At 62.2% G+C, this 20,144-nt stretch carries 18 protein-coding genes, 1 tRNA gene and 1 other RNA gene; 17 read left to right on the top strand and 3 right to left on the bottom strand.

Going from position 1 to position 20,144, the window contains the following annotated elements; translation table 11 throughout:
• Nucleotides 1-59: 59 nt before the first annotated feature.
• The 7 genes from SALB1_RS16455 (at nt 60) to recR (ending at nt 7,169) form a co-directional block, all read left to right on the top strand.
• Nucleotides 60-386 (top strand): hypothetical protein, encoded by a 327-nt coding sequence (locus tag SALB1_RS16455; RefSeq protein ID WP_145961354.1) that lies wholly within the window; start codon nt 60-62, stop codon nt 384-386.
• A gap of 1,114 nt (nt 387-1,500) precedes the next feature.
• A tRNA-Ser gene (locus SALB1_RS16450) sits at nt 1,501-1,591 on the top strand.
• Between the two features lie 51 nt (nt 1,592-1,642).
• Nucleotides 1,643-1,739: signal recognition particle sRNA small type (gene ffs, locus SALB1_RS16445), an RNA gene on the top strand.
• 211 nt (nt 1,740-1,950) lie between these two features.
• Nucleotides 1,951-4,125 carry a DNA polymerase III subunit gamma/tau gene (gene dnaX, locus SALB1_RS16440; RefSeq protein ID WP_109994829.1) on the top strand — a complete coding sequence of 725 codons (2,175 nt, stop codon included), beginning with the start codon at nt 1,951-1,953 and terminating at the stop codon, nt 4,123-4,125.
• Entirely contained in the window at nt 4,122-4,445 is a 324-nt protein-coding gene (locus SALB1_RS16435; protein ID WP_109994828.1) for a YbaB/EbfC family nucleoid-associated protein, read from the top strand. Before dnaX ends, SALB1_RS16435 begins: the two co-directional genes overlap by 4 nt.
• 209 nt (nt 4,446-4,654) lie before the next feature.
• Nucleotides 4,655-5,773 (top strand): IS110 family transposase, encoded by a 1,119-nt coding sequence (locus SALB1_RS16430; protein ID WP_109994819.1) that lies wholly within the window; start codon nt 4,655-4,657, stop codon nt 5,771-5,773.
• 799 nt (nt 5,774-6,572) lie between these two features.
• Nucleotides 6,573-7,169 carry a recombination mediator RecR gene (gene recR / locus SALB1_RS16425; RefSeq protein ID WP_109994827.1) on the top strand — a complete coding sequence of 199 codons (597 nt, stop codon included), beginning with the start codon at nt 6,573-6,575 and terminating at the stop codon, nt 7,167-7,169.
• Between the two features lie 52 nt (nt 7,170-7,221).
• Here recR and SALB1_RS16420 read toward each other — a convergent pair whose 3' ends face one another.
• Complete coding sequence (locus SALB1_RS16420; RefSeq protein ID WP_109994826.1) at nt 7,222-7,554, bottom strand: 4a-hydroxytetrahydrobiopterin dehydratase; 333 nt, start codon at nt 7,552-7,554, stop codon at nt 7,222-7,224.
• Between the two features lie 125 nt (nt 7,555-7,679).
• Between SALB1_RS16420 and orn the strand changes: the two genes are divergently transcribed.
• Nucleotides 7,680-8,225 (top strand): oligoribonuclease, encoded by a 546-nt coding sequence (orn, locus tag SALB1_RS16415; protein ID WP_109994825.1) that lies wholly within the window; start codon nt 7,680-7,682, stop codon nt 8,223-8,225.
• Between the two features lie 904 nt (nt 8,226-9,129).
• Here orn and SALB1_RS16410 read toward each other — a convergent pair.
• Entirely contained in the window at nt 9,130-10,575 is a 1,446-nt protein-coding gene (locus SALB1_RS16410; protein ID WP_109994824.1) for a deoxyribodipyrimidine photo-lyase, read from the bottom strand.
• A gap of 276 nt (nt 10,576-10,851) precedes the next feature.
• Between SALB1_RS16410 and SALB1_RS16405 the strand changes: the two genes are divergently transcribed.
• The 3 genes from SALB1_RS16405 to SALB1_RS16395 all read left to right on the top strand — a co-directional run bounded on the left by SALB1_RS16405 (nt 10,852) and on the right by SALB1_RS16395 (nt 12,160).
• Nucleotides 10,852-11,163 carry a BrnT family toxin gene (locus tag SALB1_RS16405; RefSeq protein ID WP_109994823.1) on the top strand — a complete coding sequence of 104 codons (312 nt, stop codon included), beginning with the start codon at nt 10,852-10,854 and terminating at the stop codon, nt 11,161-11,163.
• Nucleotides 11,138-11,413 (top strand): BrnA antitoxin family protein, encoded by a 276-nt coding sequence (locus SALB1_RS16400; protein WP_109994822.1) that lies wholly within the window; start codon nt 11,138-11,140, stop codon nt 11,411-11,413. Before SALB1_RS16405 ends, SALB1_RS16400 begins: the two co-directional genes overlap by 26 nt.
• 249 nt (nt 11,414-11,662) lie before the next feature.
• Nucleotides 11,663-12,160 carry a transposase gene (locus tag SALB1_RS16395; RefSeq protein WP_109994821.1) on the top strand — a complete coding sequence of 166 codons (498 nt, stop codon included), beginning with the start codon at nt 11,663-11,665 and terminating at the stop codon, nt 12,158-12,160.
• A gap of 325 nt (nt 12,161-12,485) precedes the next feature.
• Here the strand turns inward: SALB1_RS16395 and SALB1_RS16390 are convergent, their stop codons facing one another.
• Nucleotides 12,486-14,054: a cryptochrome/photolyase family protein gene (locus SALB1_RS16390; protein WP_109994820.1), complete on the bottom strand. Its 1,569-nt coding sequence runs from the start codon at nt 14,052-14,054 to the stop codon at nt 12,486-12,488.
• Nucleotides 14,055-14,294: 240 nt separating this feature from the next.
• Between SALB1_RS16390 and SALB1_RS16385 the strand changes: the two genes are divergently transcribed.
• The 6 genes from SALB1_RS16385 to SALB1_RS16360 all read left to right on the top strand — a co-directional run bounded on the left by SALB1_RS16385 (nt 14,295) and on the right by SALB1_RS16360 (nt 20,125).
• Nucleotides 14,295-15,413: an IS110 family transposase gene (locus tag SALB1_RS16385; protein WP_109994819.1), complete on the top strand. Its 1,119-nt coding sequence runs from the start codon at nt 14,295-14,297 to the stop codon at nt 15,411-15,413.
• Nucleotides 15,414-16,230: 817 nt separating this feature from the next.
• Nucleotides 16,231-17,013 carry an NAD-dependent deacylase gene (locus SALB1_RS16380; RefSeq protein WP_109994818.1) on the top strand — a complete coding sequence of 261 codons (783 nt, stop codon included), beginning with the start codon at nt 16,231-16,233 and terminating at the stop codon, nt 17,011-17,013.
• A 45-nt stretch (nt 17,014-17,058) separates the two neighbouring features.
• Nucleotides 17,059-17,694 carry an adenylyl-sulfate kinase gene (gene cysC, locus SALB1_RS16375; protein WP_109994817.1) on the top strand — a complete coding sequence of 212 codons (636 nt, stop codon included), beginning with the start codon at nt 17,059-17,061 and terminating at the stop codon, nt 17,692-17,694.
• Nucleotides 17,695-17,878: 184 nt separating this feature from the next.
• Nucleotides 17,879-18,280, top strand: coding sequence for a protease complex subunit PrcB family protein (locus SALB1_RS16370; RefSeq protein ID WP_158590791.1), 402 nt, complete (start codon nt 17,879-17,881; stop codon nt 18,278-18,280).
• Between the two features lie 17 nt (nt 18,281-18,297).
• On the top strand, nt 18,298-18,735 hold the full coding sequence (locus SALB1_RS16365) for a low molecular weight protein-tyrosine-phosphatase (protein WP_109994815.1): 438 nt from the start codon (nt 18,298-18,300) through the stop codon (nt 18,733-18,735).
• 91 nt (nt 18,736-18,826) lie between these two features.
• Complete coding sequence (locus SALB1_RS16360) at nt 18,827-20,125, top strand: polysaccharide biosynthesis/export family protein (RefSeq protein WP_158590790.1); 1,299 nt, start codon at nt 18,827-18,829, stop codon at nt 20,123-20,125.
• The last annotated feature ends 19 nt before the right edge of the window (nt 20,126-20,144 follow it).

The raw sequence follows: 20,144 nt of genomic DNA, 5'->3' as shown, positions 1-20,144 counted from the left end.
GAGCGTGTCGTTGGGTACGGATGCGTCGTGCGACACTGTGGAGCTTTCAAGGAAGCGCAATGAATAAAATCGAAAAGGTTAAGGCAAGGCTTATGGGTCGAAGAGCGATGGAGGGCGGCCTCGTGCTCCTGCTGGCCGCGGTTCTCGGCGGTTGTGCGGGCTCCCCGAACTGCCTTACGACGCAGCGTTATGAAAATGCCAAGGTGTTTCCGAAGCTCAAGAGCCCGGCTGGCCTCAAGATTCCCAAGCCCGACCCGGATATGAAAATTCCCTCGGTGCCGAACGGCCCCGTTGCCGCCTACAGCACGGCCCTGCAGGGCACAGACGCCAGCAACCCGCGGTCCCGTTGCCTGACCACACCGCCGCCACTCGGCACGTCGAGCTAGAATGTCAGTTCGCGCAGCGCCGATGTCGGATGACGCCTCCGGCTAATCCGACCTACAAAAGCCCGATCGAAGCGCGTAGGTCGGCTTGGGCCGCAGGCCGTAAGCCGACACGATCGAAGCCCGTAGGGCAGGGCGCAGGGCGCAAGGGTTGGCCGAGGCATCGCCGCCGACCGGCGCATCGGATCCACATCGCCAAGCCTGAGCGCTCGGCGAGCCGGCCGAGCCGCCCATGTCGCGGCGCCGATGTCGGATTACGCCTCCGGCTAATCCGACCTACAAAAGCCCGATCGAAGCGCGTAGGTCGGCTTAGGCCGCAGGCCGTAAGCCGACACGATCGAAGCCCGTAGGGCAGGGCGTGGGGCGCACGGGTTGGCTGAGGCATCGCATTCGCCCGGCGCATCGGATACACATCGCCAAGCCTGAGCGCTCGGCGAGCCGGCCGAGCCGCCTATGTCGCGGCGCCGATGTCGGATTACGCCTCCGGCTAATCCGACCTACAAAAGCCCGATCGAAGCGCGTAGGTCGGCTTAGGCCGCAGGCCGTAAGCCGACACGATCGAAGCCCGTAGGGCAGGGCGTGGGGCGCACGGGTTGGCTGAGGCATCGCATTCTCGCGGCGCATCTGACCCACGTGGCCAAGCTGATCGACTCTGGGCGTATGTCGGGAGGATGTCGCACGTTCATCCGCGGTACGCCCCGCATGCTGTGTTGACGCCAGAATGATATCCACTTCGGCGTTTGTCGCCATGTCTATGTACGCAGAGGCTGTTCCCGTTCCTGTGGGTCAGGTACAATCACTGCCCGATTTGCGCTTCGTGAATCACGAGCCGATATTCGGCAGGCGCTCGCTACGGGCGTCTATCAGTTAGAATCTGCAGCCGTTTTTTTAGGAGAGGTGTCCGAGCGGTCGAAGGAGCAGGCCTGGAAAGCGTGTGTGCGCCAAGTCGTACATAAAAGGCCCGTACCGAGGGTTCGACCAGCCGCGCAGCGGCTGACGCGAACAAGCTTGGCTTGTGAGTCCGGAGGATAAAAATCGCCAAAAGCGATTTTACAATCCCTCCCTCTCCGGTCGCCCGCAAGGGCGACGTATCAGTTACAATCTGCAGCCGTTTTTAGGAGAGGTGTCCGAGCGGTCGAAGGAGCACGCCTGGAAAGCGTGTGTGCGGTAACCCCGTACCGAGGGTTCGAATCCCTCCCTCTCCGCCAATAAAGTGCGTCGGCGCGAAAACCGAAGCACTCGTTTGCAATGGTGGCCCGCGTCGGTGCCCCCGCGACGATATGCCGTAAACCCCGTCAGGCCCGGAAGGGAGCAGCGGTAGCGGCGGACTCGGGCGCCGGGGTGTCGCTGGCGCGGGCCGCCACCTTTATCGGCCCGCCGGCGGCGCGGGCGATGGCTTTCGCTGGGTGGGGGTCGGCCCTGGCTGTTGACGCGGCGGACGTTTTCGCTTGAAACGTCCGGGCCACGCCGCGATAGTTGGAAAGATAAGCCGCATTCGTTCCGGGATGGTTCGCCTCATGACGCAAGCGCCGCTAGTGTCCTGTCACGTCAGGTCACGTTTCTCCGCATGAGTTTTCAAGCGCTGGCGCGAACATGGCGGCCCCGCCGCTTCGATCAGCTCGTTGGCCAGGAGCATGTCGTTCGTGCGCTCACGCATGCGCTTGACGGCGACAAGCTGCATCACGCGCTGTTGTTTTCCGGTACACGCGGCGTGGGCAAGACCACGCTCGCGCGCATTATTGCCAAATGCCTGAACTGCGAGCGCGGCGTGAGCGCGTCGCCCTGCGTCGGTGAGGAGGCCTGCGCCACCTGCCGCGAAATCGACGAAGGCCGCTATGTCGACCTGATCGAAGTCGATGCGGCGTCGCGTACCGGTGTCGATGACACTCGTGACCTGATGGACAACGTGCAGTACGCACCCACGCGCGGCCGCACCAAGGTGTACCTCATCGACGAGGTGCACATGCTGACCAAGCATTCCTTCAACGCGCTGCTGAAGACGCTCGAGGAGCCGCCGCCACGCGTTCAGTTCCTGCTGGCTACGACCGAACCGGAAAAGATCCCGGTGACCATCCTCTCGCGATGTCTGCAATTTCCGTTGAAGCGTCTGTCGGCAACGCGTATCGCCGATCGGCTGCGCCATATTGTGGACGCGGAGTCGTTGTCGGCCGACGAGGAAGCGTTGGCCGAGCTCGCCCGCGGGGCTGATGGCAGTATGCGCGATGGGCTGTCGTTGTTGGATCAGGCCGTTGCGTTCGGCGGCGGTCATCTGGACGTCGACGGTGTGCGCGACATGCTCGGCACGATTGGCGAAGCGCGTGTCGCCGAACTGATCGACGCGGTGATCGACGCGCAGGCCACCGTCGCCCTGATTGCGCTGGAGTCGCTCTATGCCCAGGGCATCGACATGCGATACCTGCTCGAGGCGATCGCGACCGCCTGGCAGCACATCGCGACAGTGCAGGTGGTCGGCGAAGCAATCGATGACGAAAGCGCGCGTTGGCAGGCCTCGGCAGATCGCCTCGATCCGCGCGTCACACAGTTGTTCTACGACATTACGGTTGCCGGTATACGCGACTTGCCGAATGCGCCGGATCCGTTAGTCGGCGTCAAGATGTCGGTATTGCGCATGCTGGCTTTCGCGCCGGTAGGCAGCGACAACCCCGTGCCCGCGTCGACGAGTTCGCCAGCGCCGGCCTCGCGTGGGCCCCAGGCGCCGGAACAGGGTGCCCCGGCGGGTCGCAAGCTAAGCGCGCGCGAGGCGATGGCCCGCGCCCGCGCGCAGCTGCAGGGCAAAAAAGACGGCGGATCAGACGAGTCGACGGCCACACCCGCTGAGCAGGTCGCGACGCCCGATGCCGCGGGGCCAGCCGTGGCCGTGTCGGAACCGCTTGCACAAGCGCCGGCGGACATTGCACCGACGGTTGCCGAACGGCCTGCGGCGATCACCGAGCAAAGCGGCCCAGCGGCGCAGGAACCCGCCACGCCAGACCCGGCGAATCGCGCGGCGGCCGAGGTGCCCACGCCGGCGCCGGACGCGACGGCTTCCACCGACCGCGAATCGACCGGCGGGGCCCATCAACAACAGGGCGCGCCGGCCGTTGCCGAGACGCACGTGAGCTCTGCACAGTCGCAGCCCGAAGCGGGGCGCCAGACGACCGATGAGGCCGCCGTTGCGGCGGTTGCCACGCCGGAACAACGCCCGCTGGATCCGGGTGTCGCGGCTGTCGATTCGTCGCGGACGGCGGGCGCGGCGGAGGAAAACACCGGGCACGCGCCCGAGGCCACAGGCGACACGTTCGATTTCGCGTCGACCCGCGATCACCCCGAGGATTGGCACGCGCTTGTTCCGCGTCTCGATATTCGCGGGTTCGCGGCTCAGCTTGCCAGCAACGGCGTATGCCGCCATCTCGACAACACGTTGATCGAGCTCGAACTGGCTCGTGCGAACGCCTTTCTGGCTACCGAGGATGCTCGCGAGCGGCTGCAATCGGCCCTGGCGGATGCCTGGGGCACGGCCGCGCCCCCGCACCTCAAGATCAACGTGGTGGATGAGCTGCACGACACGCCGGCCAAGCGTATCGAGGCCAATGCCGAAAAGCGGCAGCAGGATGCGGTTGCATCCATCGAAAACGACCCGATCATTCAGCAATTGCGTAGCCAGCTTGGTGCCCGGCTGCGTCCCGAAACGATCAAACCCCATCGCTCACCGGGCGCGATGCAGCAAAGAGACAATCAATGAAAGGTTCCATCGGCAAAATGATGCAACAGGCCCAGGCCATGCAGGGCAAGATGCAGGAAGCCCAGAAAGAGCTGGCGCAGATGGAAATCACGGGTGAGTCCGGCGCCGGACTGGTCAAGGTCGTGATGACCGGAAAGCACGAAGTCAAAAAAGTGCATATCGACCCGTCGGCACTGGAAGAAGACCCGGAGTTCCTCGAGGATCTCGTGGCCGCGGCAATCAACGACGCCGTTCAACACGTGGAGACCGCAAGCAAGGAAAAAATGTCCGAGCTGACGGGCGGCATGGAACTGCCGGAAGGCATGAGCCTGCCGTTCTAAACAGCCGATCGAGGCCCGTGCAACGCGCGGGCCTCGCGCCTGGCCCGGGATGTCGGATTACGCCTCCGGCTAATCCGACCTACAAAAGCCCGATCGAAACACGTAGGTCGGCTTAGACACCATGGATTGACCTGCCCGTCCTCAACGCTCGTGGGTTACGTTGAGGACGGGATCATTCTCAAGCAGAGCCACATTGAGGAGGGCAGGTCATGTCAGAGTTTAGCGTTTATGTCGGATTGGATGTGCACAAGGCCACGATTGCGGTGGCTGTGGCAGCTGCGGGTCGGGCCGCGCCGGTTTACCGCGGCGAGATTGCCAATACGGCCACGGCGATCAAGCGCCTGATGCACAAGCTGTCGCCGGATGGTGAAGTGCTGGGCGTGTGCTACGAAGCCGGGCCGTGCGGCTACGGCCTGCATCGTCAGATCACGCAGATGGGCCACGACTGTATCGTGGTGGCCCCCGGTTTGATGCCGCGCCGCGCCACGGATCGGGTGAAGACCGACCGGCGGGATGCGCTGAGTCTGGCACGGCTCCATCGCGCCGGTGAGCTCACCCCGGTTTGGGTGCCCGATCAAGAGCAGGAAGCCATGCGCGATCTCACTCGGGCGCGCGAAGATCTCAAAGCGATCGAGCGCGTGGCGCGTCAGCGCCTGGGCGCGTTCCTGCTGCGTCACGGTCACGTGTATGACGGCAAGAGTCGATGGACCCAGGCGCATTTTCGCTGGATCGAGCGACTCCGCATGGCCACGCCCGTGCAGCAGATCGTTTTGACGGAATATATCGATACCGTGCACGACGCGCAGCGTCGCGTGGCGGCGCTGATCGAACAGATGCGCCGGGCCTGCGAGACCTGGTCCATGCGCCCGGTCGTCGAAGCGCTCATGGCCCTGCGCGGCATCTCGCTGATCACCGCCATGACCGTGCTGGCCGAGTTGGGCGATATCACCCGCTTTGATTCACCGCGTCAATTGATGGCCTATCTCGGCCTGGTTCCCAGCGAGCACTCGAGCGGGGGCGCGACGCGTCAAGGCGGCATCACCAAGACCGGCAACGGTCATGTGCGGCGTGTGCTCGTCGAAGCCGCCTGGGCGTATCGTTTCCCCGCGCGCAAGAGTGCGGTGATACAGCGCCGAGCCGAACAAACGAGCCCTCACGTGCAGGCGATCGCCTGGCAGGCTCAGAAACGGTTATGCGGCCGTTATCGACATCTGATCGGTGCGGGTAAGAACACGCCCCAAGCGACGACCGCGGTGGCGCGTGAACTGGCGGGTTTCATCTGGGCGATCGCCTGTGACGTTCCGGTGAACACGGCGGCGGTCGCTTAAGCCGTACGCGCCATTCTAATCGCCCAGCAGGAGGACAGGGTCATGCATGCCCTTGGATCAGAACACGATCGGCCCGGTTGGAGAATCCTTGGCCGGCCTATGGGGCAGCGGACTCGGTCCGCTGATCCCCGCACTTAGAGCAAGGCAGCTCCGCGACGAAGACATGTCAGGTCGGTACCCAATCCACGTATATCAGAGTGATCTACCGTCGCATCCGCCGCCCGTGTTCTGTTCCAAGGGCATGCGCCAGCACACCGATTATGAATAAGTGATAAGTCATAGTTGACAGGTCAATCCATATCAGGCCGCAGGCCGTAAGCCGACAGAGCCCCGCGCACCCGGCGAGCCAGTCCAATTCGCCCGGGCCGTGGCCGGCCTGCTATCGGATGACGCCTCCGGCTAATCCGACCTACAAAAGCCCGATCGAAGCGCGTAGGTCGGCTTAGGCCGAAGGCCGTAAGCCGACAGAACCCCGCGCACCCGGCGAGCCGGCCCAATTCGCCCGGGCCGGGGCCGGTCCGCTATCGGATGACGCCTCCGGCTTATCCGACCTACAAGAGCCCGATCGAAGCGCGTAGGTCGGCTTAGGCCGCAGGCCGTAAGCCGACAGAGCCCCGCGCACCCGGCGAGCTGGTCCAGACGCGCAGACCGAAGCCCCGTGCCAGCCACCGCCGCGCCCCTCGTAATGCCGCATCAGCCCGGGCTGCGGCACCCGCCGGCAACAACAAGCCCCCAGAACCAGCCCGTATTCCGGCATAATCGCGGCCTCGGCCCAGACGATGTGCACCACGAAACCGCTATGGCCTTTGCTCCTGCTTTATCCCGGCTGATCGACGCTTTCCGCGTACTGCCCGGCGTGGGCGCGAAAAGCGCCCAGCGTATGGCGTTTCATCTGCTTCAGAACGAGCCCGAGGGCGGTATCCATCTGGCGCAGACGATTCAGACGGCGATAGCCAACATCCGGCATTGCCGCGAATGTCGGATGTTCGCCGAAGCCGAGCTTTGCGAGATCTGTCGAAACGAGCAGCGGGATGCCAGCCGCGTGTGCGTGGTCGAAAGTCCGGCCGATGTCATGGCCATCGAGCAGAACACCAACTTCGACGGGCGCTATTTCGTGCTCATGGGGCATCTGTCGCCCATCGACGGTATCGGCCCCGAGCAGCTCGGCCTGGATGTTCTGCGCGACCGTCTGGTCCGCGGACCGGTGGCGGAGCTGATACTCGCCGTCGGCGCCACCGTCGAGGGCGAGGCGACCGCTCAGTACATCGCCGACCTCGCGCGCCAGAACAGCGCCAGTGTCACCCGTATTGCCCACGGCGTACCGGTGGGGGGCGAGCTCGAGTACGTCGACGCCGGCACCCTGAGCCAGGCGTTCTCCGGCCGCCGGCCGCTGTAAACGAAAGAACAAGCGGACGGTAGCGGCTGCGCCTGGCCGGGCCGGCCGCGAATCAATTCAACAGGCGATCGATCTTCGCTGCGCTGATGAAATCATTGTCGGACAGGCCACCGATGGCGTGCGTCGTCAATTCGATGCGGCAGCTGTTGTAACCGAACGTGATATCGGGGTGATGATCTTCGCAGTGCGCGATGTATGCCACGGCGTTCACGAATGCCTGGGTCCGGTAATAGTTCTTGAACTTGAACTGGCCTACGATCTTCTCGTCATCCGCATTCTGCCAATGATCACTGAGCTGCTTCATGCGATCGGTCACCGTCTGACCCGTCATCGGCTGGGTGCCGCCCTCGCAGGGGGCGCATTTCTGATCCGCGAGCGAATTCATAAGCGTGACTCGGTTGAGAACTGTTCGATGTCACGATAACACTGCCCGCCGCCGTGACGAACCCGGTGGGTGGTCGTCGGCGAACGCCTCGCGCACAATGCAAGTTTAGGAACCAAGAAGAACCCATGAGCTACGCCGACGATAACCTGATCTGGATCGACCTCGAGATGACGGGCCTCGACCCGGACGCCGATCGCATCATTGAGATCGCCACATTGGTCACCGATGCGAATCTTCACATACTCGCCGAAGGGCCGGTCCTGGCCGTCCGCCAGAGTGATGATCGGCTGCAGGGAATGGACCAATGGAACACGCGCCAGCACAACGCCTCCGGGCTGGTAGCGCGGGTTCGCGCCTCGAGTGTTGATGAAGTCGAAGCCCAGCGTCGGACCATCGAGTTTCTTGAAAGCTACGTGCCCGCGCGTCGCTCGCCCATGTGCGGCAACAGCATCTGCCAGGATCGCCGCTTTCTCGCCCGCTACATGCCCGAGCTGGAGGCCTACTTCCATTACCGGCATATCGATGTCAGCACCCTCAAGGAACTTGCCCGCCGCTGGGCGCCCGAAGTGGCGAGCGGCTTCTCCAAGGATTCGAGTCATCTGGCCATGGACGACATACGCGACTCGATCGAGGAGCTGTCCTACTATCGAGATACCCTGTTAAAGGTTTGATGATAATAGGAAACATGAAATCGTTCGCCTAAGGTCTAACTGCCGATACGTTGACCCGCGCTGGCGCGCGGCGTAAAACAAAACATATGCGCCGAGGGCCACTAACGAAGCAACGCATTGGCGCCGTATCGCGCGGTCTCTCGGAGGGGATGGAGAACAACAATCCACGACACGGCGAAATAAAGAATCCCGGCAGACGCAGCTTCAAAGCTGCAGAAAAATAATACGGGAACGCCACCTCAGGACTCCTTCGGGAGTCCTTTTTTATGAATACCGGAGTGGAAGCCCAGCACCCACATGCCAGGCCCGCCCCGAATGTGATCCGACCTACAATAGCCTGATCGAAGCACGTAGGTCGGCTTAGGCCGCAGGCCGTAAGCCGACACGCCCGCGTACCCGGCGAGCCAGCCCAATTCGCCCAGGCCGGCGCCGCATGTCGGATTACGCCTCCGGCTAATCCGACCTACAAAAGCTCGATCGAAGCGCGTAGGTCGGCTTAGGCCGAAGGCCGTAAGCCGACAGGCTTGAGGACCCGGTGAGCTGACTCAACCGCCCGGGCTGGGGATGGCCCCGCATGACGCCTCCGGTTAACCCGCCTACAAAAGCAGCGCGTAGGTCGGCTCCGGCCGCAGGCCGTAAGCCGACACGCCCGCGCACCCGGCGAGCTGGCGCAATCGCGCAGGCCGGCGCCGGCGCCACATGTCGGATTACGCCTCCGGCTAATCCGACCTATAAAAGCTCGATGGAAGTGCGTAGGTCGGCTTAGGCCAAAGGCCGTAAGCCGACAGGCCCGCGCACCCGGCGAGCCGGCGCAATCGCCCAAGCCGGGGCCGGCACCGCATGTGCGATGACGCCTCCATCTCATCGACCTACAAAGCAGATCGTTGCCGCAAATCATCGGCGGCTATGTATTCTTGATCCGATCGAACGCGTCGAGCGCCGCCTGGCGCGAAGCCTTGAGATCGACAATCGGGTTCGGATAGGTCTGGCCCAGCGTCACGCCGGCATCGTCGAGCGCTTTCTGCGGCGCGGCCCATGGCCGATGAATATGTTTGTCCGGCAGGCCGCTGAGCTCGGGAACCCAACGTCGGACGTACGCGCCGTCCGCATCGAAACGCTCGCCCTGGCGTGCCGGATTGAATATACGGAAGAATGGGGCGGCGTCAGCGCCACAACCCGCCGCCCATTGCCAGCCGAGCGTATTGTTCGCAAGATCGGCATCCACCAGCGTATCCCAGAACCAGCGTTCGCCATGCTGCCAGGCGATCCGCAGATTCTTGGTCAGGAACGACGCCACCGTCATGCGCAGGCGGTTGTGCATGATGCCGGTCGCCCAAAGCTCGCGCATGCCGGCATCCACCATCGGGATCCCGGTGCGGCCTGCCTGCCAAGCCTGCAGGGCCTCGTCATCCTCGGCCCAGGGGAAATGCTTGAACCGTGGATCGAGCGGTTCATCGGGCGTGTTCGGAAAGTGGAACAACACGTGGTGTGCGAACTCACGCCAGCCGATTTCGCTGAGAAAGATATTCGCATGCTCACGATGCGATTCATTACCGTGGTCGTACAACCACTCTTCCACACGATGGACGATCTGGCGGGGCCCGATCTCACCGAAATGCAAATGCGGCGAAAGACACGACGTGCCGGGCTGCGCGGGGCGCTCACGGCTGTCGCCATAGCCGCCGAGCGTGTCGTTCACAAAGGTTTCCAGGCGCGCGTGGGCACCGTTCGCGCCCGGCTGCCACGCATCACGGATGCCCGTATCCCATCGGATATTCGGCAGCAGGCCCAGATCCGGCAGCGCCTGCGAACCAATCCGGGACCACACCGCCGGCAACGCCTCGGGGGCAGGGAGTGGATTTCGCACCGGCTGGTCGCGAATGGCTTTCCAGAACGGCGTGAACACCTTGTACGGCGTGTTCTGCCGGGTCGAAACGGTCCACGGTTCGTGCAGCAAGGCGGCGTTAAAGCTGGCGGTCTGGACGTTTGCATCCTCGAGGTGGCGCTTCACCCGTTTATCGCGAGCGATCGTGTCGGGATCGTACAGCCGATTCCAGTAGACCGCGCATGCCCCGCTTTCTTCGATCAACGCATCCAGCGCGGCTATCGTCGGCCCGTGCCGGATCACCAGCCGCGAACCCAGCGCCTGTAGATCGGTGTCCAGCGCCGCAAGGGAAAAATGTTGCCAGACGCGTTGCGCACCGCCCGGCGCCCAGTCGCCGAGTTCGTCAGGCGCATGAATGAACACCGGCACGATCGAGTCGAATTCCGCCGCGAGCGCAGCGTGCAGCGCCGGATTGTCCGCCAGTCGCAAGTCGCGCCGAAACCAGATAATCACGCGTTTCTTCATCGAAGCTCACTCGTCGATCGATACACCACCGGGCGTACGTATACCCAGAAACAACAGATGATAGCGCGCAAGTCATTGGCGACGGGTCCAAAGGCCGAACAAAGCGCGTAGGGCGGCTTAGGCCGCAGGCCGTAAGCCGACAGATTGAGGCCCAACGAGCAGAGCAACTGTCAGAGCTGGCGGCTTTACATCTCGAATTGCGCCTAACGTCAGCGCTAAGCCGTGGTCCATATCAGCGCTTGTTGACGCATTTGTATATGTTGATAATATACAAAAATGATCAATTGGGGACGAGTCACGGGCTTCGACTGGGATGAGGGAAACTCCCGTAAGAGTGCGAAAAAGCACAAAGTCAGCCGGTCCCAAGCGGAAGAAATATTTTTCAATGAACCGCTTATGGTGATGGAAGATGCCAGGCATAGTCAGACGGAAGCCCGTTACCATGCTCTGGGTGAAACTGACGATGGAAGGCTACTGCATATCACTTTCACCTTGAGACAAAGCGGTACGCTAATCAGAGTGATTTCCGCTCGTGATATGCACCGAAAAGAGAGGGCTGTTTATGAGCAAGTTGAAAAAGATTCCTGATTTTAAAAATGAGGCGGAAGAAAAAGAGTTCTGGGAAAGCCATGACTCGACCGATTATATAAATTGGAGTCCGGCTCAACGGGCTTCGTTTCCCCAGTTAAAGCCCTCGACCAAAACTATATCGCTGCGTTTGCCCGAAGCTCTTCTCGATCGCATCAAAACCGAAGCTAACAAACGTGATATGCCCTACCAGTCGTTGATCAAGGTTTGGCTGGCGGACGACGTGAACGAAACCCGGCGAACCGACTGAGGTGTGGGCCGATCACATGCAGGCAGGCCCAAACACGCGTAGGTCGGCTTAGGCCGAAGGCCGTAAGCCGACAAAATCGCTCTCGACAGCCAGATAAAACCGCCCACGCCGCGGTCGGCGCCATGTCGGATTACGCCTCCGGCTAATCTGACCTACCGAGTCGGGTATGAAACACCACCTCCGCCATTGCCTGCGCAACCAACCTCATTACAATCGCCAAAGGGCAAAGACACGGGTCGGGGAGCGAGCATGCGCTACCGTCGTAACTACGTGGATGGCGGCTGTTACTTCTTTACCGTCGTAACGGCGGGTCGCCGCCCGTGGTTTGCCGAGGCGCGCCATGTCGACTTCCTTCGCGATGCGGTGCGCGCCGTGCGTTCGCGTCACCAGTTCGATATCGAGGCGATGGTCGTCTTGCCGGATCACCTGCATGCGATCTGGACATTGCCGCCGGGCGAACGCAATTACTCGCTGCGTTGGCGTCTGGTTAAAGCCCATGTATCCAAACGCATGGCCGTCTCGACGCCGATATGGCAACCGCGCTTCTGGGAACACACGATCCGCGATGAAAGCGATTTCGCCCAGCATATGGATTACATCCACTACAACCCGGTCAAGCACGGCCTCGCGCCAGCCCCGGCCGCGTGGCCGCATTCGAGCTTCGCGCATTGTGTACAGCAGGGCTGGTATACGCCGGACTGGGGTCGCGTGTCGCCCGCGATACCGGCAGATATCGGGCGCGAATAACGCGGAATGCCGACACGACCGATGTGGAATCACGCCTGCGGCTAATCGGTCCACAAAAGCCCAGACACCGCGCGTAGGTCGGCTTAGGCCGCAGGCCGTAAGCCGACACCGAGAACCCGGTACGCAGAACGAAGCGCGCGGCCAGGATCCGATTTACGGGCGAACCTGTCGGATTACGCCTGCGGCTAATCCGACCTACAAGAGCCCAATCAACACGCGTAGGTCGGCTTAAGCCGCCACCGAGCACCCGGCGATCAAACGCCGCGCCCGTACGCCGACACGCCTCGTCCCCAACCCATAGGGCCCATCTTGCCGTGAAACATTCTCAAATCCTTTCGCCGTCTTCGATCTGCTGCCGGAGCGTACGAGCCTGGCGACGAATGGCCGCCATCAATTCCGTATCCGCGCGTTTCCTTTCCAGGTTCTTGACCTGAAACACCATGCGCCGATTATCGCGAAAAGCCTCTAGATTACGGTCGAGGAAATCCCAGTAAAGCGTTGTTATTGGACACGCTTTATCGCCACTTGCCTGCTTGTAGTCGAACCGGCAATGCTTGCAGTAATTACTCATCTTGTTGATGTAATTGCCTGATGCGCAATACGGTTTGGTGCCAAGCAGGCCGCCATCGCCGAACTGGCTCATGCCGAGCGAGTTGGGCAGGCTGGCCCAGTCGATGGCATCCAGATACATCGCCATATGCCATTCGTGAAAGCGGTACGGGTGCACGCCGGCCACGAGCGCGAAAAGCCCGAGCACCATCAGCCGCTGGATATGATGGGCGTAACCGTTGTCCACCACGTTGCGCATGGCGTCGGCAACACAGGCCATATCGGTGTCGCCGTCCCAATACCCGCGCGGCACCGGTAATTCGGCGCGCAGCGCGTTCCGGCCGGCATAGGCGGGCATTTCGTGCCAATAGAGGCCGCGCACGAATTCCCGCCATCCCAGCAGCTGGCGGATATATCCCTCGACGCTGTTCAGCGGCGCCTTGCCGGACTCGTAAGCCGCGATAGCCGCGTCGACGCATTCGCGCGGGCCGATGAGATGAAGATTGAGCGCGGCGGACAGGCGGGAGTGATAGGCGAACGGCATGTCGGTCCAGAGCGCATCCTGATAGTCGCCGAACAACGCGAGCCGATGGTCGATGAAATCGCGCAACGCCGTGCGCGCTTCCTCGGGGGTGACCGGGAGGTCGAAGCTCTCGATGTGGCCGGGGTGACCATCGAATCGCGCTGCGACCATATCGATAACGGCTCGCGTGATCGCGTCCGGCCGAAAACGACGAAGCGGCGGGAGTTCGCCGGGGCCGTCTCGGCCAAAGGTTTGGCGGTTCTGCTTGTCGAAATTCCATTGGCCGCCTTCCGGCTGGTCGCCAACCATCAGGATATGCTCGGTGCGCCGCATCCAGCGATAGAAGTACTCCAGCGTCAGCGAGCCCCGGGCATCGGCCCAGTCGTTGAAAGCCTCGAGACGGCAGTAGAAGTGGCGATCGGGCCGAACCTGCAGGGGCAGGTCGTGGTGCTTTGCACAATCGGCCAGTACGCGCTGTACCCGATAATCACCGCATTCGGTCATCACCAGCCGCTTCGGGCCGAGCTCGCGTACCGCGGTGGTCAGGATCGCCACGAAATCGACGCCGCTGTCGCGCCGCCCGTCCACGTCCAGCGCGTGGTACCAGACGCGGTATCCACGCGCGCACAGATCGTCGCGATGATGGCGCATGGCGGCAAAAAACAGCACCAGCCGTTTCTTGTGGCACCACACATGCGTCGCTTCGGTCTGGTTTTCCGCCATCCAGACCACATCCTGCTCGGGATCGTAATCGTCCAACGCCGACAGGCCGCGATCCAACTGATCGCCGAGCACGATGACGAGATTTCGGATACCAGCCAATCGCGGCTCCTGCGGGGTCGAGTCACGTATCCTACGCGGGTCAATTCGAGCCGGATGCCGGCCCGTGCCGCGGCCGCCGTATGCCGGATGACGCCTCCGATAAATCCGAGTCACAACAGCCGAAACAAGGCGCGTAGGTCGGGTTAGACACCATGGATTGACCTGCCCGTCCTCAACGCTCGTGGGTTACGTTGAGGACGGGATCATTCTCAAGCAGAGCCACATTGAGGAGGGCAGGTCATGTCAGAGTTTAGCGTTTATGTCGGATTGGATGTGCACAAGGCCACGATTGCGGTGGCTGTGGCAGCTGCGGGTCGGGCCGCGCCGGTTTACCGCGGCGAGATTGCCAATACGGCCACGGCGATCAAGCGCCTGATGCACAAGCTGTCGCCGGATGGTGAAGTGCTGGGCGTGTGCTACGAAGCCGGGCCGTGCGGCTACGGCCTGCATCGTCAGATCACGCAGATGGGCCACGACTGTATCGTGGTGGCCCCCGGTTTGATGCCGCGCCGCGCCACGGATCGGGTGAAGACCGACCGGCGGGATGCGCTGAGTCTGGCACGGCTCCATCGCGCCGGTGAGCTCACCCCGGTTTGGGTGCCCGATCAAGAGCAGGAAGCCATGCGCGATCTCACTCGGGCGCGCGAAGATCTCAAAGCGATCGAGCGCGTGGCGCGTCAGCGCCTGGGCGCGTTCCTGCTGCGTCACGGTCACGTGTATGACGGCAAGAGTCGATGGACCCAGGCGCATTTTCGCTGGATCGAGCGACTCCGCATGGCCACGCCCGTGCAGCAGATCGTTTTGACGGAATATATCGATACCGTGCACGACGCGCAGCGTCGCGTGGCGGCGCTGATCGAACAGATGCGCCGGGCCTGCGAGACCTGGTCCATGCGCCCGGTCGTCGAAGCGCTCATGGCCCTGCGCGGCATCTCGCTGATCACCGCCATGACCGTGCTGGCCGAGTTGGGCGATATCACCCGCTTTGATTCACCGCGTCAATTGATGGCCTATCTCGGCCTGGTTCCCAGCGAGCACTCGAGCGGGGGCGCGACGCGTCAAGGCGGCATCACCAAGACCGGCAACGGTCATGTGCGGCGTGTGCTCGTCGAAGCCGCCTGGGCGTATCGTTTCCCCGCGCGCAAGAGTGCGGTGATACAGCGCCGAGCCGAACAAACGAGCCCTCACGTGCAGGCGATCGCCTGGCAGGCTCAGAAACGGTTATGCGGCCGTTATCGACATCTGATCGGTGCGGGTAAGAACACGCCCCAAGCGACGACCGCGGTGGCGCGTGAACTGGCGGGTTTCATCTGGGCGATCGCCTGTGACGTTCCGGTGAACACGGCGGCGGTCGCTTAAGCCGTACGCGCCATTCTAATCGCCCAGCAGGAGGACAGGGTCATGCATGCCCTTGGATCAGAACACGATCGGCCCGGTTGGAGAATCCTTGGCCGGCCTATGGGGCAGCGGACTCGGTCCGCTGATCCCCGCACTTAGAGCAAGGCAGCTCCGCGACGAAGACATGTCAGGTCGGTACCCAATCCACGTATATCAGAGTGATCTACCGTCGCATCCGCCGCCCGTGTTCTGTTCCAAGGGCATGCGCCAGCACACCGATTATGAATAAGTGATAAGTCATAGTTGACAGGTCAATCCATATCAGGCCGCAGGCCGTAACCCGACAGAACCGCCCCGACAGCCCGATGAAGCCGCCCGTGCCGTGGCCGCCGCCCCATGTCGGATTACGCCTCCGGCTAATCCGACCTACAGAAGGCCAAACAACGCGCGTAGGTCGGCTTAGACCCCAGGCCGTAAGCCGACAGAACCATGCCGGCAACCAGGCCAAACCACCTACGCCACGGCTGCCCCATGTCGGATTACGCCTCCGGCTAATCCACCTAAAAAAGCCCGATCGAAGCGTGTAGGTCGGCTTAGGTCGAAGGCCGTAAGCCGACAGAACTACGCCTACCAACCAGACAAAATCGCCCAAGCCACGACCGCCCCACATGTCGAATCGCGCCGCCAAGGAATCCTCTGCAAACGCCAAATCCACCGGCCGGAGCGCGGTGGTCGGCCCACTCGACACCCCGCGGTGCCAAGGCACAACGATCCCGCTCCGCGCCTCACCAGCCCGGCCACCTACATTCATCGTTCGGCCTCCGGCATACTGCGCACCATGTCATGTTCGCTCGACGACAACATCGCCCGTGCGGCAAGCGCTCTGGGCTCGGCCTCGCGCGTGCTCGCGATTACCGGTGCCGGCATGTCCGCCGACTCGGGCATGCCGACATACCGCGGTGTGGGCGGCCTTTACAATGATCAGGCCACGGCCGACGGCGTGCCCATCGAACAAGCGCTCTCGGGCCCGATGTTCGCGCGCGATCCGGCGCTGACCTGGAAATATCTGGCGCAGATCGAGTCGGCCTGTCGCGGCGCGAGGCCCAATGCCGGCCACCAGGGGCTCGTGTCGCTGGCCGAACATGTCGACCATTTATGCGTGGTCACCCAGAACGTGGATGGCCTGCATCGGGCCGCGGGCACGCGCCATCTCATCGAAATGCACGGCAATATTCATCGTCTGTTCTGCGTGCGCTGCGGACAATCCCGCGAAGTGGCGGACTACGCCGGCTTGCGACAATGGCCGCCCCTGTGTGCGCGTTGCGCGGGGGTGGAGCGTCCGGCGGTGGTGCTGTTCGAGGAAACGCTGCCTCGTTCCGCGCTGGAACGTTATCAGCGCGAACTCGCCAGCGGTTTCGACGTGGTACTAATGATTGGCACTACGGCGGTTTTCGAATACATTGCCGCGCCCGTATACGCCGCGGCATCGGGGCAGGGCACGGCAATCGAGATCAATCCCGCGGAAACGCCAATCACGGGATTGTGCGATGTAAAGTGCGCAGGGCGTGCCGCCGATGTCATTCCAGCGCTCCTTCGGCAACTCGAGGCCGGCGGTCGCTGACGGAGCACCCGCAAACCGTTCAGATGAGGACATAGGCTCGAACCCATGAGCAATACAGAAAACATCGTGTGGCACGAAGGCTCGGTCAACCGGCAACGGCGCGAAGCCATCAACCGGCACCGCGGCCTCACCATCTGGTTCACGGGCCTCTCCGGTTCGGGCAAATCCACCATCTCCGTCGCGCTCGAAGAGCGGCTCACCAACATGGGCTGTCGCACCTACCGCCTGGACGGCGACAACGTCCGCACGGGGCTCAATCGCGACCTGTCGTTCACGCCGGAAGACCGGATCGAAAATATCCGGCGGATCGGCGAAGTCGCCAAACTGTTCCGCGACGCCGGCATCATCAACCTCACCGCCTTCATCTCACCCTACCGCCGGGACCGCGAAATGGCGCGGGCCCTGTCGAGCGAGGAAGATTTCGTCGAAGTGTTTGTCGATGCCCCCCTGGAAGTCTGCGAACAGCGCGACCCCAAAGGGCTGTACAAGAAGGCGCGCGCCGGCAGTATCCCCAACTTCACCGGCATCAGCGCACCGTATGAGCCGCCGGAACACGCCGAAGTGCATCTGCACACCGCGGAGAAAGACATCACCGGCTGCGTGGACCAACTTGTCGAGTACCTGATCACACACGGCTACCTCGAGCGTTCGCTCGTCGCCGCCGCCGGTACCGTACGGTGAAGACCGTTTATTTTGAACGTGTCGGTACACCTGACACGTTGTGCTATCCTCCCGCGCTTCGACTCGAACCGCTGGTGCCACCCGTATGTCCCTAATGCGTCTTGGCCTGCTTTTAATCGCCTCCGTTGCCATAGCCGGCTGCAGTACGCTCCACCTCGGTAGAAGCGCATCGGGGGTATCGGTGGTGGGCAAGAGCACGTATTGCGGCACGCCGTCGCAAGCCTCCGAAGTCCATTACTTTGCCGATCCCGACGCATTCCAAAACTGGATCGACTACCGCAACGTCAACGGCTTTAACCCGAAGATGGCGCGCAACGGCGTACTCATCGTCGAAATGGGCCAGCGCCCGACTGGGGGTTACGATATCCAGCTCGACGGCAAGAAAACCGGCATCAAGAACAATGTACTCACCATCGGCATGGATTGGCACGCCCCGCGGCTGGATGCAGCCGTCAGCCAGGCGATGATCACCCCATGTGTGGCCCTGCATTTGCCGCAAGGGCAATACAATAAAGTCAAGGTGGTGGATCAGCTGGGCAATCTCAGGGGCAGTGCCGACGTGAATAGCTCGGCGAAAGGCAGCTGAGCGGGCAACCTTGCCTTATGCGATTTAACAACATTCTCTGCGTTTGTACGGGCAATATCTGTCGTAGCCCGCTTGCCGAAGGCTTGTTCCGGCGAAAGCTGCCGGGCGCCACTGTGGTTTCCGCGGGTATCGCCGCCGTCGTCGGTGGCAGCATGCCGGAGCCGGCGCAGGAGATCGCCGAGCGCGAGGGGCTGGATCTGGCCCATCATAGCGGTCGTCAGCTCACCGGCGAGATGTTGCGCGAGTACGAGCTCGTGCTCGTCATGGAAGATCGGCAGAAGCAGTGGGTCGAAGCGCAGTTTCCGGAAAGTCGCGGCCGGGTGTTCATGATCACGCATTGGCGGGGTGGAGACGACATCAGGGATCCTTACCGCCAAAGTCGCGACGTATTCGAGGCCGGTTACGCGGAAATTGCAGAGTGTGTGGCGGATTGGGCTGTTCGGCTGGATCAGTAGTTTATTGAATGGGCGCGCAGGCCGGGTTTAAGGCGTCGATATGGGCGCCAGGGCAGTTTTGATCTGCCGGCTTTGGCCGTCAGGATTTACCATGTTTGGTAGGGGCAGGTTGCAGATGCTAAGAATCGACGGTGCCTTGCTCGAGCGGGCGCGCGCACACGTGCGGGGGGCTTCTTATGTGGCAGCTTTGGCGCTGCTGGGTCTGAGTGCCGGTTGTGCCATGCCAGGGTACAGTTCCGCCGGGCTTAAGGGGCCATCCTGGTACAACTTCGGCGCCAGCCGGGTTTCCACCTACCAGCAAAAGCAAAACAAGCGCAAGATCGACTACCAGCCGCGGCTGATAAAGATAACGCCAGCGCTCATCGAGGAGCAGGATAAGAAACGCTCCCAGCAGACCGTCACCCCGGCCGAACGAAAAGTCAGCGTGCGGTCGAAAACATCGGTTTACCGCTTGGGGCCGGGCGACGTGCTGCAGGTCGTCGTCTATGGTCACCCGGAGCTTACCAATCCAACCCAGTCAAACAGCAATAGCGGCGACATCCAGGGGCAGTTAATCAACGCCAACGGGAAGATATATTTCCCGTACGTTGGCGAGATCAAAGCGGCCGGCCGCACCACCAGCGATCTCAGAAAAGTTATTTCCCAGCGTCTCTCCAGCTATATAAAGGATCCGCAGGTTGACGTGCGGGTCATGAAATACCGCAGCCAGCATGTTTATATCTCCGGCGACGTCAGCAAACCATGCACGGTATCGATTACCGATATCACGCTTAATCTGCTGGACGCGCTCAACCAGTGTCAGTCGCTCTCCGGATCCGGTTCGGCCGCACGTGGCGGTAACAGCTCCGGTGCGAGCAGTGTCGGCGTACAGAATGTCGTGCTCGTGCGCAACGGGCACCGCACCCGTCTGGACTTGAACCAGATCTACTCCGCCGGGCGCTCGGTGCCGCTGCAGGCAAACGACCATTTGCTTGTCGACGACAGCGCCAACCGCGTGTTCATGGTTGGTGAATTTTCCAAGCAGACGGCGCTTCCGTACTCGACGGGGGGCATGTCCCTCAACGACGCCATCGCGGACGCCGGGGGTGTGAGTCTCGATTCCGCCAATACCAGCGCCATTTACGTCATCCGCGGCTTGACCAACGGCGCGTCGGTAGACTCGGATAGCGGGCGTACGATTTCGCGCCCAACGGTCTACCGTCTTAACGCCAACTCTCCGGTGGGCCTCGTACTGGCCAACCAGTTCGAGCTCAAGCCGCGAGATATCGTGTATGCCGCGCCGGCGAGCCTCGTGAACTTCAACCGCGCGTTCGCCCAGATCACACCCGCGCTTAACACCATATTCCAGACCCTGCTGATCTACAGCCGCGCCAAAAACGGCGGCCTTTAGGGAGCCTTTGCAAGTTGAT

Origin of the sequence: Salinisphaera sp. LB1, assembly GCF_003177035.1 — a bacterium.
Taxonomy (GTDB): domain Bacteria; phylum Pseudomonadota; class Gammaproteobacteria; order Nevskiales; family Salinisphaeraceae; genus Salinisphaera.
The sequence above is the reverse complement of the archived record's forward strand: the minus strand, read 5'-3'. Positions and strand labels throughout refer to the sequence as shown.

What these genes read in the sequence shown, in the direction of transcription:
- SALB1_RS16395 (WP_109994821.1), top strand. Translation starts at nt 11,663, where the DNA reads ATGCGCTACCGTCGTAACTACGTGGATGGCGGCTGTTACTTCTTTACC.
- SALB1_RS16360 (WP_158590790.1), top strand. Translation starts at nt 18,827, where the DNA reads ATGTTTGGTAGGGGCAGGTTGCAGATGCTAAGAATCGACGGTGCCTTG.
- SALB1_RS16385 (WP_109994819.1), top strand. Translation starts at nt 14,295, where the DNA reads ATGTCAGAGTTTAGCGTTTATGTCGGATTGGATGTGCACAAGGCCACG.
- dnaX (WP_109994829.1), top strand. Translation starts at nt 1,951, where the DNA reads ATGAGTTTTCAAGCGCTGGCGCGAACATGGCGGCCCCGCCGCTTCGAT.
- orn (WP_109994825.1), top strand. Translation starts at nt 7,680, where the DNA reads ATGAGCTACGCCGACGATAACCTGATCTGGATCGACCTCGAGATGACG.
- SALB1_RS16365 (WP_109994815.1), top strand. Translation starts at nt 18,298, where the DNA reads ATGCGATTTAACAACATTCTCTGCGTTTGTACGGGCAATATCTGTCGT.
- SALB1_RS16380 (WP_109994818.1), top strand. Translation starts at nt 16,231, where the DNA reads ATGTCATGTTCGCTCGACGACAACATCGCCCGTGCGGCAAGCGCTCTG.
- SALB1_RS16405 (WP_109994823.1), top strand. Translation starts at nt 10,852, where the DNA reads ATGATCAATTGGGGACGAGTCACGGGCTTCGACTGGGATGAGGGAAAC.
- SALB1_RS16455 (WP_145961354.1), top strand. Translation starts at nt 60, where the DNA reads ATGAATAAAATCGAAAAGGTTAAGGCAAGGCTTATGGGTCGAAGAGCG.
- SALB1_RS16435 (WP_109994828.1), top strand. Translation starts at nt 4,122, where the DNA reads ATGAAAGGTTCCATCGGCAAAATGATGCAACAGGCCCAGGCCATGCAG.
- SALB1_RS16420 (WP_109994826.1), bottom strand. Translation starts at nt 7,554, where the DNA reads ATGAATTCGCTCGCGGATCAGAAATGCGCCCCCTGCGAGGGCGGCACC.
- SALB1_RS16430 (WP_109994819.1), top strand. Translation starts at nt 4,655, where the DNA reads ATGTCAGAGTTTAGCGTTTATGTCGGATTGGATGTGCACAAGGCCACG.
- cysC (WP_109994817.1), top strand. Translation starts at nt 17,059, where the DNA reads ATGAGCAATACAGAAAACATCGTGTGGCACGAAGGCTCGGTCAACCGG.
- SALB1_RS16410 (WP_109994824.1), bottom strand. Translation starts at nt 10,575, where the DNA reads ATGAAGAAACGCGTGATTATCTGGTTTCGGCGCGACTTGCGACTGGCG.
- recR (WP_109994827.1), top strand. Translation starts at nt 6,573, where the DNA reads ATGGCCTTTGCTCCTGCTTTATCCCGGCTGATCGACGCTTTCCGCGTA.
- SALB1_RS16400 (WP_109994822.1), top strand. Translation starts at nt 11,138, where the DNA reads ATGAGCAAGTTGAAAAAGATTCCTGATTTTAAAAATGAGGCGGAAGAA.